The 14,220-nt window shown below is 57.2% G+C and carries 12 protein-coding genes and 1 pseudogene; 7 read left to right on the top strand and 6 right to left on the bottom strand.

Annotated elements, in window-relative coordinates; all coding sequences use genetic code 11:
* Window positions 1-19 precede the first annotated feature (19 nt).
* A complete protein-coding gene (locus tag HCK03_RS06585) occupies window positions 20-1,216 on the top strand; it encodes an MFS transporter (RefSeq protein WP_167691297.1) in 1,197 nt (398 codons plus the stop codon).
* On the opposite strand, the gene HCK03_RS06580 is transcribed toward HCK03_RS06585, so the two are convergent.
* Window positions 1,180-1,998, bottom strand: a complete 819-nt coding sequence (locus HCK03_RS06580; RefSeq protein ID WP_167691296.1) for a helix-turn-helix domain-containing protein — start codon at window positions 1,996-1,998, stop codon at window positions 1,180-1,182. The two genes, HCK03_RS06585 and HCK03_RS06580, sit on opposite strands and share 37 nt — an antisense overlap.
* A gap of 89 nt (window positions 1,999-2,087) precedes the next feature.
* On the opposite strand from HCK03_RS06580, the gene HCK03_RS06575 reads away from it, so the two are divergent.
* Window positions 2,088-2,804: a class I SAM-dependent methyltransferase gene (locus HCK03_RS06575; RefSeq protein WP_167691295.1), complete on the top strand. Its 717-nt coding sequence runs from the start codon at window positions 2,088-2,090 to the stop codon at window positions 2,802-2,804.
* 153 nt (window positions 2,805-2,957) lie between these two features.
* Here HCK03_RS06575 and HCK03_RS06570 read toward each other — a convergent pair whose 3' ends face one another.
* Window positions 2,958-3,722, bottom strand: a complete 765-nt coding sequence (locus tag HCK03_RS06570; protein ID WP_167691294.1) for an SDR family oxidoreductase — start codon at window positions 3,720-3,722, stop codon at window positions 2,958-2,960.
* Between the two features lie 97 nt (window positions 3,723-3,819).
* Between HCK03_RS06570 and HCK03_RS06565 the strand changes: the two genes are divergently transcribed.
* From HCK03_RS06565 to HCK03_RS06550, 4 genes and pseudogenes are all read left to right on the top strand, one after another.
* Entirely contained in the window at window positions 3,820-4,725 is a 906-nt protein-coding gene (locus HCK03_RS06565) for an AraC family transcriptional regulator (RefSeq protein ID WP_167691293.1), read from the top strand.
* Window positions 4,726-5,077: 352 nt separating this feature from the next.
* The gene (locus tag HCK03_RS06560; RefSeq protein ID WP_167691292.1) at window positions 5,078-6,547 is read left to right on the top strand and encodes an AAA family ATPase; all 1,470 of its coding nucleotides are present in this window, start codon (window positions 5,078-5,080) and stop codon (window positions 6,545-6,547) included.
* A gap of 87 nt (window positions 6,548-6,634) precedes the next feature.
* Window positions 6,635-6,957 (top strand): annotated as a pseudogene (locus HCK03_RS06555) (integrase core domain-containing protein); the annotation flags it as partial.
* A 93-nt stretch (window positions 6,958-7,050) separates the two neighbouring features.
* On the top strand, window positions 7,051-7,821 hold the full coding sequence (locus HCK03_RS06550) for a response regulator (RefSeq protein ID WP_167691291.1): 771 nt from the start codon (window positions 7,051-7,053) through the stop codon (window positions 7,819-7,821).
* 302 nt (window positions 7,822-8,123) lie between these two features.
* Here HCK03_RS06550 and guaA read toward each other — a convergent pair whose 3' ends face one another.
* A complete protein-coding gene (guaA, locus tag HCK03_RS06545) occupies window positions 8,124-9,701 on the bottom strand; it encodes a glutamine-hydrolyzing GMP synthase (RefSeq protein WP_041146701.1) in 1,578 nt (525 codons plus the stop codon).
* A gap of 65 nt (window positions 9,702-9,766) precedes the next feature.
* The gene (gene guaB, locus HCK03_RS06540) at window positions 9,767-11,233 is read right to left on the bottom strand and encodes an IMP dehydrogenase (protein ID WP_041146702.1); all 1,467 of its coding nucleotides are present in this window, start codon (window positions 11,231-11,233) and stop codon (window positions 9,767-9,769) included.
* A 158-nt stretch (window positions 11,234-11,391) separates the two neighbouring features.
* Here guaB and xseA point away from each other — a divergent pair, with 158 nt between their 5' ends.
* Complete coding sequence (gene xseA / locus HCK03_RS06535; RefSeq protein WP_167691290.1) at window positions 11,392-12,762, top strand: exodeoxyribonuclease VII large subunit; 1,371 nt, start codon at window positions 11,392-11,394, stop codon at window positions 12,760-12,762.
* Here the strand turns inward: xseA and HCK03_RS06530 are convergent, their stop codons facing one another.
* Together HCK03_RS06530 and HCK03_RS06525 are read right to left on the bottom strand one after the other, a co-directional pair.
* Window positions 12,763-12,987: a zinc ribbon domain-containing protein gene (locus HCK03_RS06530; RefSeq protein ID WP_143992653.1), complete on the bottom strand. Its 225-nt coding sequence runs from the start codon at window positions 12,985-12,987 to the stop codon at window positions 12,763-12,765.
* Between the two features lie 49 nt (window positions 12,988-13,036).
* The gene (locus HCK03_RS06525) at window positions 13,037-14,128 is read right to left on the bottom strand and encodes a Gfo/Idh/MocA family oxidoreductase (protein ID WP_167691289.1); all 1,092 of its coding nucleotides are present in this window, start codon (window positions 14,126-14,128) and stop codon (window positions 13,037-13,039) included.
* Window positions 14,129-14,220 lie beyond the last annotated feature (92 nt).

Below are 14,220 nucleotides of genomic sequence, written 5' to 3'. Positions count from 1 at the left end.
TATCACTGAACAGAAGACCATGAAAGCAACCGCAAAATCGCCCTCAGCCCCCGCCCTGCTCACCTTTGCCGCCGGATGCAACCAGCTTATCAACTGGGGTATCTCATTTTATATGCCCGGCACCTTTGCCCGAGCCATCGCCCAGGATACCGGCTGGTCTGCGGCGCAAATCTATCTCGGCCTGACCCTTGCAATGCTGATGATGGCGATAGTCTCCCCCTTCGTTGCCCGCCTGCTGGCCCGCCTCGGCGGCCAGCGCGTGGTGATGTCCGGGACGCTGATCGTCGCCGGCGGATGCTTAATCATGGCGAACGCCCATACTCTGCCGGTCTGGTTTTGCGCCTGGCTGCTGACCGGCATTGGTATGCGCCTGGCGCTGTATGACGCGCTGTTCGCCGCGTTGGTGAACCTTTACGGACAGCGTGCAAGAGTGACTATCTCGCGGGTGACGCTGGCGGGTGGCCTGGCCTCCGCCGTTTTCTGGCCGCTTGGCGCCTGGCTGCTGACGACGATCGGCTGGCGTCACGCGCTGCTGGTCTACGCGCTGTTCGGCGTGCTCAGCGCGCTGCTGCTGTGCAAAATGCCGAATATCCGGCTGCCGACGCCGCCGCAGCGCAAAGCGCGCCCGCCAGCCTCGCGCCACGACCGACGCGTTGGCCTGCTGTATGCGGCGCTGATCGCGCTGGTGACCTTTGTCTCTAACGGAACCTCGACCCATCTGCCCGAGTTTATCGCCAGCTACGGCCTGCCGGTGGCGGCAGGCATGCTGTGGGGAGTCGGACAAACCGGCGCCCGTTTTCTGGAAGTGGCTTCCGGCTGCGCATTAACGCCGCTAAAGCTCACGCTGCTCACGACCCTGCTGATGCCGCTGTGCTTTGCGCTCGGCCTGAGCAGCCCCTATTTCGCGTGGGCTGCCGCCGGGTTTGTGTTGGGATATGGCGCGATTAATGGCTTAACCACGGTATTCAAGGCCACGCTGCCGCTGCAGCTGTTTGCCGCACAGGATTACGCCCGGCGCACCGGAGTTTTGCTGATCCCCGCCCAGCTGCTGGCGGCCGCCTCGCCGTTTGCCTACGCCTGGCTTAACCAGCGCCTGGGCATCGAGGGAGGTTTAGCGGTGTCTGCGCTGCTCGCGCTGGTCGTTGCCGCGCTGGCGCTGGCGATTGCCCTGCACCAGCGTCAGCTCCCAGCGGCAGCGGTTAGCGAGCCTGCCTGACCCCGTCCGTCGCGCTCTTCCTCCCGCCCTTTGTCCTGCACCGGGGAGTAGCCGAACTTACGTGAAAACGCGCGGGAGAAGGCGGCGGCGCTGCCAAAGCCAACCGCGGCGGCGGCGGATTTGACGCTGGCTCCGTTGCGCAGTTTGCTACGCCCAAGGGCCAGCCGCCAGCCGTTGAGGTAGGCGGCGGGCGGCTGGCCAACGGTTTTGCGAAAGAGGGCGATAAACGGTCCACGCGACATGTCCGCGAGGGCCATCAGCTCGGCAATCTGCCACTTCCGCCGCGGTTCGTCGTGCATGGCAACAAGACAGACGTGAAGCCTGGGGTGGGCCAACCCCGCTAACAGCCCGGCATCAACGGTCCCCACCGCAATAGCTTTACGGATAGCCAGCACCACGATGACCTCGCACAGACGGTTGCGAATGGTCCCGCCGCCGCAGCGCGCCACCTCAACCTCAGCGACAATTAAGTCTGCCAGACCATACAGTGCCGGTTGTTCCGCCAGCGAAAAGCTCAGCTCATCGGGCAAGGCGCCAACCAGCGGATTTTCACTGCCGCCAAAATCAACACTGGCCGCGGCGCAGAGCGTCACCCCGGTCGGCAGCTTTGCCGTCGTCCTGGCGCGGTACAGCAGATGCGTCGGCCTACCGGCACCGTCGGCATCGACGATTAAAAGATTCGCCGGCGCGGCTGAATCGCACAGCGTGGCGCTGAGGCCAAAGGCTTTCAGGAAAGCCGATAATCGATCATGCCTTAGCGGGATATTCGTACTTTCAATCATGCCTTACCCCAACTTCGTGATTGTAAATCTTTTACCATAGTGTAAAGGGGGCACGTCGCCTGCCGCCAGAACAATTAACAGGAGCTTGTATGACCCAAAATAGCGCCAGCAAATTCGATGCCTCCCGCGCGGGAGAATATGCCAGGCAGAGCCGAATCGCGCTCGCTGGCTACGATGCCTGCCACGAACTCTCCGCATGTATGCTCTCTGCCGCGCTGGGTGAAGGCGTCCCGGCGCGCGTTCTGGTCGTCGGTGCGGGTGGCACGGCTGGTGAAATCATTGCCGCCGCGGCGCTGGAGCCGCAGTGGTCCTTCGTCGCGGTGGATCCGTCGCCGCCGATGCTGGAACTTGCCCGCTCCGCTATCGCCGAGGCGGATCTCACGGATCGGGTAGAAACGGTTCCCGGCGGGGTCATCGATCTGGCGGCCGCCCCGCTCTTTGATGCAGGGATCATGATTGGAGTGCTGCACCACCTGGCCGGCGATGCGGAGAAACTGAATATTCTGCAGCAAATCGCCGCGCGGCTGAAGCCCGGCGCGCCGCTGGTCGTGGCGGGTAATTATCGGCCCTACGCTTCGCAACCCTTATTGATGAAGGCATGGGAGAATCGCTGGAAAATGAGCGGAGCGGAAGTCGAGGAGCGGCGGGCAAAGATGGACAAAATTCTGCAAGGCGCGCAGCCGCCGCAGTCAGAGGAAGCCGTGATTTCCCTGCTCGCAGGAGCCGGTTTTGACCAGCCGGTGAGGTTCTTTTCCAGCCTGTTCTGGGGAGCATGGCTGGCCCGACGACTGCCGGAGACAACATGAACGACGCGCCGCCGTAATAACAAATAGCGCCCTGCTGAGCCGCCGCGCGGCAAAAAACCTGCCAGTACCGCGCACCCGGACAGGTTTTGCTACCCGCATAAGATTAGCCATCTGACCGCCGCTGCGCGGCTGAAAGACGGCCCCTTGCGGGCGTTAATATCGCGATGACAGACCCGCCTCATTCATCCAAAGCTCTGCATCTTCCCCGGCGGGAATACGTAGCGGAGCGGCGGGATCGGTCGCTGCCCGCCAAACCGCTTGCGCCACATCGGACGCATGGGTGACCGGGCCGGCGTCTTCCTGCACGCTGCGGATGAACTGCTGCAGCATCGGGGCATAGTCCGCATCGTCCATGCCGCGCACGTGCGGACGGGCATTAGCGCCGAAGCGAGTTTCCGGCGAACGGCCGGGCAAGACGATGTGCGCGCGGACGCCAAAGGGCGCCATCTCCACCGCCAGCGACTCGGTGAAGGCGTTTACCGCCGCCTTGCTTGCCCGATAAATCCCGACGATCGGCAATGGTTTGAGCGTAACCGTCGAGGTGACGTTGATGACCACGCCGGCCCGGCGCTGGCGCATTTGCGGCACGACGGCCTGAACCATTGCCAGCGTGCCAACGGCGTTGGTCTGAAACAGGGCGTGGACGGTTTCCGGCGCCGTAAGCTCAACCGGAGACGGCGCCCCGAAACCGGCATTATTGACCAGAACGTCGATTGGACCTGCCGCCGCCACGACCCGGGCTATGCTGGCGGGATCGGTGATATCCAGCGCCAGCACCCGCAGTCGTTCAGAGGCCGAGAGCAGACCTTCCGTCGGCGTGCGCATTGTGGCAATCACCTCCCAGCCCCTGGCAAGGAACAGTTTTGCGGTTTGCAGGCCGAAGCCGGACGAGCAGCCGGTAATCAATATCGTAGACATAGGCATCTCCATTAAAAATGAACATCCTTATGGTAGCGACGCCGCGGAGGACTTAATATAGCCTTTAGTCGCCAAAACTTTAGAGATAGTCCTGTTTATGTTCATAGATCCGCTTGCCGATATCGTCACCCTGCTGCAGCCGGCCGCCCGCTTTTCAAAGCTGGTGGAGTGTGCCGGTTCGTGGCGCATTGAGCGTGCGGCGACGGGTGAGCCCTTCTACTGCGCAATACTAGAGGGAAGCTGTCGCATCACCTTCGACGGAAATCAGCGGTTTACTCTGCAGGCCGGCGACTTTGTTCTTGCTCCTGCGATGCGGGATCTGGTCAACGACAGCCTTGATGCGCCGGACGACATGCCCGCCACGCTGCCTGTCCAGGTCGCCGAGGGGCATTTTCACGCTGGGCGCCAAGACGGCCCGGCCGATCTGCGCATGCTGATCGGCCATTGCAGCTTCGGCACGCCCGACGCCGCCCTGCTGGTTTCGCTTCTGCCGGATATCGTTCTGGTGCGCGACCGGCCCCGCCTTGCCACGCTGATACAGCTGATCGGCGAGGAAACCCGTGAACGCCGCGCGGCCCGCGGGCTGGTGCTGGAGCGGCTGCTTGAGGTGCTGCTGATCGAGGCGTTGCGCTCGGCAACGGAAACGTCATCCGCGCCGGGTTTAAGCCGCGGCCTGGCTGACGAACGCCTCGCCGTCGCGCTGCGCGCGATCCACGCCCGTCCCGAACATCCCTGGAGCGTCGCCGAGCTGGCGAGCGTCGCGGCAATGTCGCGTTCGGCCTTCTTTGCGCGCTTCAATCGTATCGTTGGCCAGCCGCCTATGGCGTATCTGCTGGCCTGGCGGATGGCGCTGGCAAAGCAGCTATTGCGGGATCGAGAGAGCGGAGTCGAGCAGGTTGCGGTACGCGTGGGCTACGGGTCGGCAAGCAGCTTCAGCGCTGCATTTACCCGCTATGTCGGCATGCCCCCGGCCCGCTACGCACGCGAACAAGCCGCGCGATAAGCCAAAAATGAAAAAAACCCGCAGTTACGCGGGCTTAAAAGGGATGGCATCGGCGCCGGGCGCCAGAGGCTAAATCATCTCCACTCAGCTATCAATGAGAAAATAAAATACAAATAAATCAATACATTGCAATAAACCGCTTAGCAGGCACCACGAAAAATACCATGTTTCAACAATAGGGCTGCCTACAAGCTGTTCAGATAAACAATATGGTCGCTCTACTCCTACTAGGGTCCTTAGCTCGGTCATATCACTCATTTCAGCCCAGATGTGAACAAAATGAGGCACCGACGCACCTATTAAGTTAGTGTATTCGATATCCTATGTGGCAATGAAAAATGGAGTTACGATCTTGAAAGTAAGCGAGTTGTCTGGCCAAACGGCCCGCCTTTCCGGCTTGAACAACATCAACATAATTATGGGCCGAAACGGCGCGGGAAAAAGCCGTTTCCTTCGCGAGATCGAAGAAACAACCAGCCAGAACAAGCAGCGATTTTATGTCCGATATGTAAGTCCAGAGCGAGCGGGGTCGTTCAAGCGTGATGGCAACGTCCTCACAAATATGAGCGACAACCCCGAATGGTTGAGGCACACTCGGGCAGTTAATCAGGCAAGCAACTTCAAAGCTGCATCGGCTATGCTATTTCGCGAGGCTGAGACACTTTACTTACGTCGACTTGCCAATACCCCGGAAATTCGAACTGATCTAACGCGAAACTTTCAGACAGACCGATTAAGTAAAATTAATCAGCTTCTCACTAACATTTCGCTCGAAATGGGTAACGCCGATTATGAGTTTCGATCACTTGTAGATGGTCAGATCATTGATCCGGCCCAGATCAGTAGCGGCGAATCAGAAGCGGTTGCATTAGCCGCAGAAATCATCTATTTCTTCGACACAATAGATCTGGAGAAATTCAACGTACTCCTCCTTGATGAGCCTGATGTACATCTGCACCCCGACCTCCAAGCTAGACTGGGCAAGCTGATAATCAGTATGCTCGACGAATTCAGAACCCACGCAGATAGCATTGCCATATGCTTATCCACTCATAGCTCTCCGCTCGTCTGTTCTCTTGCCGCCTCACCATATGTATCAATAGGCACGAAGAGCTTTGCAGTGAATGAAATCTCATTGATACCGGCCAGCGACGAACTTCGAAAGATTGCACCATTCTTCGGGCACCCCCTATCGCTTTCTCTTAGCGAAGACGCTGCATTAATTTTGGAAGGAGAGGACGACGAACGAGTCTGGCAACAAGCGGCCAGAACATCACAGGGTCGAATAAAAATCTTTCCCGTACTAGCAGGTAGCGTAGATCAACAGAGTCAACTTGAAAATTTTTGCGTAGACCTCCTTAGTACACTCTATGACAATCCAATCGCCTTTTCCCTTCGTGACGGTGATGGTGTAATCAACGAGTCGCTTGAACATCGCCTACCTCTTAAACGCTATCGCTTACGATGCTACGCTATCGAAAATGTTCTTTTGACTGATTCATGCCTTGCAGTAATGAATGTTACATGGGTGGAATTTGTAGACGCAGCCAAAAAATGGGTTGAGAATAATCAAACACATTCCGACATAGCGTTGATTGCAGAACTAATGGAATCGAACGACCGGTTGCGTCACAAGAAGATCAAGAAAATCCGCCAACTCGTCTGTGCTATTGTTGAGTGTAAAAAACCTTGGGAGGTAGTAGTTGGACAAGCAATCGGGGCATTGACCAGAGAAGACCTTGAAAACTCAAATATGTTGATCCATTTTCTTGGAGGAGAGATGGTCAGCGACGTCATCTTCAGGGACGCAATAAACCCATGAGAATGACCTGATACCATGACCACGATTGATCCGCCCTCATGGTATCAGTATTTATTTTATAACCCGCCTCTCAATACACCAAGAGATTGCGGTAAAGTGGAGCAGCATGATTACCAGCTTTATCTGGCGATAAATGATATTGAGCATACGAAAACGAAGGCAATGTCACCTAAGACCAATAGTATCTGCGAGCAGTTCCATAAAACGATACTGAACGAGTTTTACAGGTGACGTTCCGCAAAAAGTTATATGATGATCTTGAAGCATTACAATCGGTTCTTGATGAATGGCTGGTTCACTATAATAATGAGCGAACCCATCAGGGAAAAATGTGCAGTGGCCGGACGCCGATAGAAACGTTACTTGATGGAAAGCTCATCTGGGATGAGAAAAACTTAAGCCAGATGTAATCTGACAGATACCTTTATAAATAGCCGGTAATTGTCAAATCAGGTCTGATCTAATACGACTTAACTGTGTTATGAGCAATACTGAGGATGGATATGGAACCAGAGAAATTTGCTGAAACTGCAATAGGATTTACCAAAAGCCCTCTTGGTATCATTGCACTCTTTATTGTTCTCGTTTATGGATTTGCCTCTTTCGTCGTTGGCTTTGGTAATGGCTTATCAGAGCATATAGCTCCCCTTATTTATTTCATGGTTTTCTTTCCTGTCATTGTATTTCTTGGCTTTCTCTGGCTTGTTGCGAAACACCATAATAAGCTTTACGGGCCGTCAGATTTCAAAGATGAAAATAATTTTTTAAGAGCGCAAATAGCTACAGCAGCATCATTGGCCGCAGCCACAGCAAAACAGCCTGAAAATAGTGCAGGGGTCACTGAAAGCCAACTGCGAAAAATCGTCAACGTTGTATCCAATGCAAAACGGCAGAGTAAGCATGAAAAATGGCGAAATCGTATTTTATGGGTGGATGATCAACCTGAAAATAATGTTTACGAAAGACAGGCATTTGAGGCACAGGGAATAGAGTTCGCTTTAGCTCTTTCAACTGACGAAGCCTTGGAATTGATAAAAACAAATAAGTTTGCAGCTATTATTTCGGATATGGATCGCAAAGAAGGGGCGCAAGAAGGTTATGTCTTACTAGAAAGATTACGCGCAATGGGAGACAAAACTCCTTTTATGATCTATGCGTCCTCAGATCTACCAGAGCACAAGAGAATGGCAAGAGAAAGAGGTGCAATTGGCTCCACTAATCGAGCAGAAGAACTCTTTCAAACTGTCATGAGTGCGATTACCAATGGCTCATAACAAAGCCATTAAATTCGCCCCCTACGGCTACGGTTGCCGGACGCTCACAACGGCCAGTATCTCATTTGTCGATTTGATCGATCTCATCATACCCTTGTAAGCACTTCCGGCTAGACTGTTTTGGAATACCGCCATTTTGTTGGTAATGGCTTTTATCTTTAGGCCATAGCCGATATTATAGAATTACGGCCTTAAAAATAGAAGTCATACACTCAATGAAAAACCAATAAAAAATGCCAGTCAGAAAACTGACTGGCATTAAAGTTAGTTGGAAAGGTTTAATTTACTATTTATAGCCAGTCCTACTCCCACTCGATCGTCGCTGGCGGCTTACCGCTGATGTCATACACCACGCGGGAGATACCGTTCACTTCGTTGATGATGCGGTTGGAGACGCGGCCGAGGAAGTCGTACGGCAGGTGCGCCCAGTGGGCGGTCATAAAGTCGATGGTTTCTACCGCACGCAGGGAAACAACCCAGTCGTATTTGCGGCCATCGCCCATCACGCCGACGGAACGAACCGGCAGGAACACGGTAAACGCCTGGCTGACCTTGTTGTAGAGGTCGGCTTTGTGCAGCTCTTCGATGAAGATAGCGTCCGCGCGACGCAGCAGGTCGCAGTACTCTTTCTTCACTTCGCCCAGCACGCGTACGCCGAGGCCCGGACCCGGGAACGGATGACGGTACAGCATGTCGTACGGCAGGCCCAGCTCGAGACCGATTTTACGCACTTCGTCTTTGAACAGCTCTTTGAGCGGTTCAACGAGGCCCATCTTCATCTCTTTCGGCAGGCCGCCCACGTTGTGGTGAGATTTGATAACGTGCGCTTTACCGGTCGCGGAAGCCGCGGACTCGATCACGTCAGGGTAGATAGTCCCCTGCGCCAGCCACTTCACGTCTTCCAGCTTCAGCGCTTCTTCGTCAAATAGCTCAACGAACACGCGGCCGATAATTTTACGTTTTGCTTCCGGGTCGTTCTCACCGGCCAGCGCGGCGAGGAAACGATCTTCCGCGGAAACGTGGATGATGTTCAGGCCAAAGCGGTCGCCAAACATGTCCATCACCTGCTCGGCTTCGTTCAGGCGCAGCAGGCCGTTATCAACGAACACGCAGGTCAGGTTTTTGCCGATCGCGCGATGCAGCAGCATAGCGGTGACGGAAGAGTCGACGCCGCCGGACAGGCCGAGGATCACCTTATCGTCGCCAACCTGCTGACGGATGCGCTCAATGGCATCATCAATAATCTTAGCCGGCGTCCACAGCGCTTCACACTGGCAGATATCGCGCACGAAGCGGTCCAGCATACGCAGGCCCTGACGGGTGTGGGTCACTTCCGGGTGGAACTGCACGCCGTAGAAGCGTTTTTCTTCGTTAGCCATAATGGCGAACGGACAGGTCTCGGTGCTGGCAACGGTCACGAAGTCAGACGGGATGGCGGTCACTTTATCGCCATGGCTCATCCAGACGTCGAGCAGCGGCTTGCCGTCGGCGCTCAGCGAATCTTCAATCCCGTGGATCAGCGCGCTGTCGGTTTGTACTTCAACCTGCGCGTAGCCGAACTCACGCTCGCTGGAAGCCTCAACGTGGCCGCCGAGCTGCATTGCCATGGTCTGCATGCCGTAGCACACGCCAAATACCGGCACGCCCGCTTCAAAAACGTATTCCGGCGCGCGCGGGCTGTTATCTTCAGTGGTGCTTTCCGGGCCGCCGGAAAGAATGATGCCGCTTGGGTTGAATTCACGGATTTGAGCTTCAGTCACGTCCCAGGCCCACAGTTCGCAGTAAACGCCTAATTCACGTACGCGACGCGCAACCAGCTGGGTGTACTGAGAACCGAAGTCGAGGATAAGAATGCGATGTTTATGAATGTTGTCCGTCATTGACGTTTATTCCAGAGCAGTAGCAATTAAATAAAATCGCCCGGCGCATGGCCGGGCGATGAAAATCAGGAGCCCATGCGGTAGTTCGGGGATTCCTTGGTGATCGTCACGTCGTGAACGTGGCTTTCCTGGATGCCAGCACCGCTGATACGCACGAATTCCGCTTTGGTACGCAGGGTGTCGATGGTACCACAGCCGGTCAGACCCATACAGGAACGCAGGCCGCCCATCTGCTGGTGAATGATCTCTTTCAGGCGGCCTTTGTAGGCTACGCGGCCTTCGATACCTTCCGGTACCAGTTTGTCAGCCGCGTTATCGCTCTGGAAGTAGCGGTCGGAGGAGCCTTTGGACATCGCGCCCAGGGAGCCCATACCGCGATAGGATTTGTATGAACGGCCCTGGTAAAGCTCAATTTCGCCCGGGGACTCTTCGGTACCCGCCAGCATCGAGCCAACCATCACCGCCGCTGCGCCCGCGGCAATCGCTTTCGCGATATCGCCGGAGAAGCGGATACCGCCGTCGGCGATAACCGGGATCCCGGTGCCTTCCAGCGCTTCGACGGCGTCAGAAACGGCGGTAATCTGCGGAACGCCTACGCCGGTAACGATACGCGTGGTGCAGATAGAGCCAGGACCAATCCCGACCTTCACCGCGCTCACGCCGGCTTCAGCCAGCGCACGCGCGCCGGCACCGGTCGCCACGTTGCCGCCGATGATTTGCAGGTTCGGATATTTTGCCCGCGTTTCGCGAATGCGCTGCAGAACGCCTTCAGAATGGCCGTGGGAGGAGTCGATCAGCAGAACGTCAACGCCTGCGGCAACCAGCGCATCAACGCGATCTTCGTTACCGGCGCCGGCGCCAACCGCCGCGCCTACGCGCAGACGACCGTGCTCATCTTTACAGGCGTTCGGTTTACGTTCTGCTTTCTGGAAATCTTTAACGGTAATCATGCCGATCAGGTGGAAGCTCTCGTCGACTACCAGCGCTTTCTCAACGCGCTTCTCGTGCATTTTAGCAAACACGACTTCACGGGTTTCGCCTTCACGCACGGTCACCAGACGCTCTTTCGGCGTCATATAAACGCTAACGGCCTGGTTCATGTCGGTAACGAAGCGCACGTCGCGGCCGGTGATGATCCCGACCAGCTCGTTATCTTCGGTAACCACCGGATAGCCGGCAAAACCGTTACGCGCGGTCAGCTCTTTCACTTCGCGAAGGGTGGTGGTTGGCAGTACGGTCTGCGGGTCAGACACCACGCCGGACTCATGTTTCTTCACGCGGCGAACTTCTTCCGCCTGGCGCTCGATGGACATGTTTTTATGAATAAAGCCGATGCCGCCTTCCTGTGCGAGGGCAATTGCCAGACGCGCTTCCGTCACGGTATCCATAGCCGCAGAGAGCATAGGAATATTCAGACGAATTGTTTTCGTCAGCTGAGTGCTGAGATCGGCGGTATTCGGCAGAACGGTAGAATGAGCGGGAACGAGGAGAACGTCGTCAAACGTCAGAGCTTCTTTAGCGATACGTAGCATGGGCAATATCTCGACCAGGGTGGATAAATATTGCCGTGGCATTATACAGAGCGTAACCGATTGCATCTACCCTTTTTTGCAAATAATACTTGCGATCGCCTCCCAGCAGGTTACTATCAACTGATTAACCTGCTGATTTAAAATTTGATCTTGCTCACATGTTACCATCTCAATCCCCCGCAATTTTTACGGTCAGCCGCCTAAACCAGACGGTTCGCCTGCTGCTGGAACAGGAAATGGGCCAGGTCTGGATCAGCGGCGAGATCTCTAATTTCAGCCAGCCCTCTTCCGGCCACTGGTACTTCACCTTAAAAGACGATAACGCCCAGGTGCGCTGTGCGATGTTCCGCAACAGCAACCGCCGCGTCACCTTCCGCCCGCAGCACGGGCAGCAGGTGCTGGTACGCGCCAATATCACGCTCTACGAGCCGCGCGGCGACTATCAGATCATCGTCGAAAGCATGCAGCCCGCCGGTGAAGGGCTGCTGCAGCAGAAGTACGAACAGCTGAAAGCGCAGCTGGCGGCAGAAGGCCTGTTCGACCAGCAGCACAAGCAGCCGCTCCCCTCCCCGGCCCACTGCGTGGGGGTGATTACCTCCAAAACCGGCGCCGCGCTGCACGATATTTTGCAGGTCCTCAAACGCCGCGATCCCTCTCTGCCGGTTATCGTTTATCCAACGACGGTGCAGGGTGACGACGCGCCGGGGCAGATCGTTCGCGCCATCGCGTTAGCCAACCAGCGCCAGGAGTGCGACGTGCTGATCGTCGGCCGCGGCGGCGGTTCGCTGGAAGATTTATGGAGCTTTAACGATGAGCGGGTGGCGCGGGCAATTTTTGCCAGCCGCATTCCGGTTGTTAGCGCCGTCGGCCATGAAACCGACGTGACGATTGCCGATTTTGTCGCCGACCTGCGGGCGCCTACGCCCTCTGCGGCGGCCGAGATCGTTAGCCGTAACCAGCAGGAGCTGCTGCGCCAGCTGCAGTCAGGGCAGCAGCGTCTGGAAATGGCGATGGACTATTTCCTCGCCAACCGCCATCGCCGGTTTACCCAACTTTTCCACCGCCTGCAGCAGCAGCATCCGCAGCTGCGCCTGGTGCGTCAGCAGACGACGCTTGAGCGGCTGCGCCAGCGGATGCGTCTGGCGCTTGATACGCAGATGAAGCGCGCCGATCAGCGCCAGCAGCGCGCCCTTCAGCGCCTGAACGCGCACAATCCACAGCCGCGTATTCATCGCGGCCAGTCGCGTATCCAGCAGCTGGAATATCGTCTCGCCGAGAGCATCCGCTCGCGCCTGAGCGAACAGCGCGAGCGTTTCGGCAATACGGTAACCCATCTCGAAGCCGTCAGCCCGCTGGCGACCCTCGCCCGCGGCTATAGCGTCACCTCCGCCAGCGACGGCAGCGTCCTGAAGCAAACGAAGCAGGTGAAGGCGGGCGATCTGCTAACCACCCGCTTAAACGACGGTTGGGTCGAAAGCGAAGTGAAGGCGATCACGCCGGTCAAAAAAGCCCGCGCGAAGAAGAAATAGCTACGCCTGATCAGGCAGCACGAACTCAACGCGCTTCTTCGAAATCAACCCGTGCCCGTGCTGGCAAAAATAATCGATCGCCCCGCAGGCTTTTAAGACCTCCAGCGGCCGGTGGCAATCCGGGCAGAGAGCCTGCAGAGTAAACTCCTTTTCGCAGCTCGCGCAGCGCGCGCTGCCGGCCTCGAGCGCCAGCGGCGCGTGGCAGAGAGGGCAATCAGGTTGCATGGTCATTCCTTACAGGGTTTTAGTCAGCTCAGCTTACCACGATACTCTTTCAGTGCGGCCCGCGTATTTGCTGCTGAAGCTGCAGCAGCAGAGCCACCTCGTCGATGCGCCGCCGGGTCAGCCGCGCGACCTCATCGGGAGCGCGCACAAACAGGCTGTCCGCGCCGAGAATATGTTCCCCCAGGCAGTGCTCGTAGATCGCACCGGCCCGCCGCCAGCGCTGCACCTGTTCGCCGGCAACGAGCTCAACCACCTCGCTATTCTCACGGCGGTCAAGATTGATCGTCCGCCCGTCGCGCAGCGCTATCCGCATGCCCTTCTGCCCTCCCGCAGGACCGGCATACTTGTTGAGCCAGATATTGAGCGGGATCCCGCTCAGCTCCCCCTGCAGATGAGCCTCCCCTTCCGCGGTTTGCGTATCGCCGGGGGCAATAGCCTGGCCCAGACGATCTTTCGCCTGCCGAACCCGAAGGTAGATTCGGTCGTCGCCGCCGCAGGAGCGGATCGTTTCCCGCAGCATCGCCAGCACGTGGGTGCCAATATCAAGGATCACTCCGTCGGGATGCCGCAGCCGGCGCGTATCCGGCCTGCCGGTAGCAAAATTCAGCGCCACCGGGTCGCCCCGCTCGTCAAACCCGCTGGGCTCCTGGAGAAAACCGTCAATACGCACAATATCCTGCGGCGAGGAGAGCAGCGGGCCGCAGGCCTGTACGCCGTTCTCCGGCTGCCAGCGGGCATCGAGCTGGCCCAGCGCCAGCTTCAGCGCACCGTCGCGCGCCATCCAGTGGTCCAGCGCCAGCACCCGGCAGGCGTTTTCCGGTGCGCGCAGCAGCGCGCGTAGATGCGCAATCTGTGGCAGAGTCGCGACGATCGGCTTTTCCACTACGATTCGCGGGCAGGAGGAGGCGAGCGCCGCTTCCAGCACCGGAAGATGCTGCAACGACGCGGTGGTAATAAACAGGATGTCCAGCGGCTTTGCCAGCAGCGCGGCCAGCGAGCCGCAGCGGCTGACGCCCTCCGGCATCCGCTGAGGATCGCTATCAAAACCCCAGCACGCCGCCAGCGGTATCGCCAGATTTTTCAGCGCCGGCAGCCAGGCCGTCTCCACCACCGCGCCCAGCCCAATAAATCCTGCCTGCATCGTTCCCCACTCCCGTTAGCACAAAATAATCCGCTGAAATAATACGGGAATTATGGCGGAACGCCGGGTAGATTGCGCGGCGGATGCTGCGC

Source organism: Klebsiella terrigena (assembly GCF_012029655.1).
Lineage (GTDB): Bacteria > Pseudomonadota > Gammaproteobacteria > Enterobacterales > Enterobacteriaceae > Klebsiella > Klebsiella terrigena.
Note: the sequence above shows the minus strand (reverse complement) of the source record. Positions and strands in the feature narration are given on the sequence as shown.

Excerpts from the sequence above, each read along its gene's own strand:
- HCK03_RS06585 (WP_167691297.1), top strand. The coding sequence starts at position 20 with ATGAAAGCAACCGCAAAATCGCCCTCAGCCCCCGCCCTGCTCACCTTT.
- HCK03_RS06580 (WP_167691296.1), bottom strand. The coding sequence starts at position 1,998 with ATGATTGAAAGTACGAATATCCCGCTAAGGCATGATCGATTATCGGCT.
- HCK03_RS06575 (WP_167691295.1), top strand. The coding sequence starts at position 2,088 with ATGACCCAAAATAGCGCCAGCAAATTCGATGCCTCCCGCGCGGGAGAA.
- HCK03_RS06570 (WP_167691294.1), bottom strand. The coding sequence starts at position 3,722 with ATGTCTACGATATTGATTACCGGCTGCTCGTCCGGCTTCGGCCTGCAA.
- HCK03_RS06565 (WP_167691293.1), top strand. The coding sequence starts at position 3,820 with ATGTTCATAGATCCGCTTGCCGATATCGTCACCCTGCTGCAGCCGGCC.
- HCK03_RS06550 (WP_167691291.1), top strand. The coding sequence starts at position 7,051 with ATGGAACCAGAGAAATTTGCTGAAACTGCAATAGGATTTACCAAAAGC.
- guaA (WP_041146701.1), bottom strand. The coding sequence starts at position 9,701 with ATGACGGACAACATTCATAAACATCGCATTCTTATCCTCGACTTCGGT.
- guaB (WP_041146702.1), bottom strand. The coding sequence starts at position 11,233 with ATGCTACGTATCGCTAAAGAAGCTCTGACGTTTGACGACGTTCTCCTC.
- xseA (WP_167691290.1), top strand. The coding sequence starts at position 11,392 with ATGTTACCATCTCAATCCCCCGCAATTTTTACGGTCAGCCGCCTAAAC.
- HCK03_RS06530 (WP_143992653.1), bottom strand. The coding sequence starts at position 12,987 with ATGCAACCTGATTGCCCTCTCTGCCACGCGCCGCTGGCGCTCGAGGCC.
- HCK03_RS06525 (WP_167691289.1), bottom strand. The coding sequence starts at position 14,128 with ATGCAGGCAGGATTTATTGGGCTGGGCGCGGTGGTGGAGACGGCCTGG.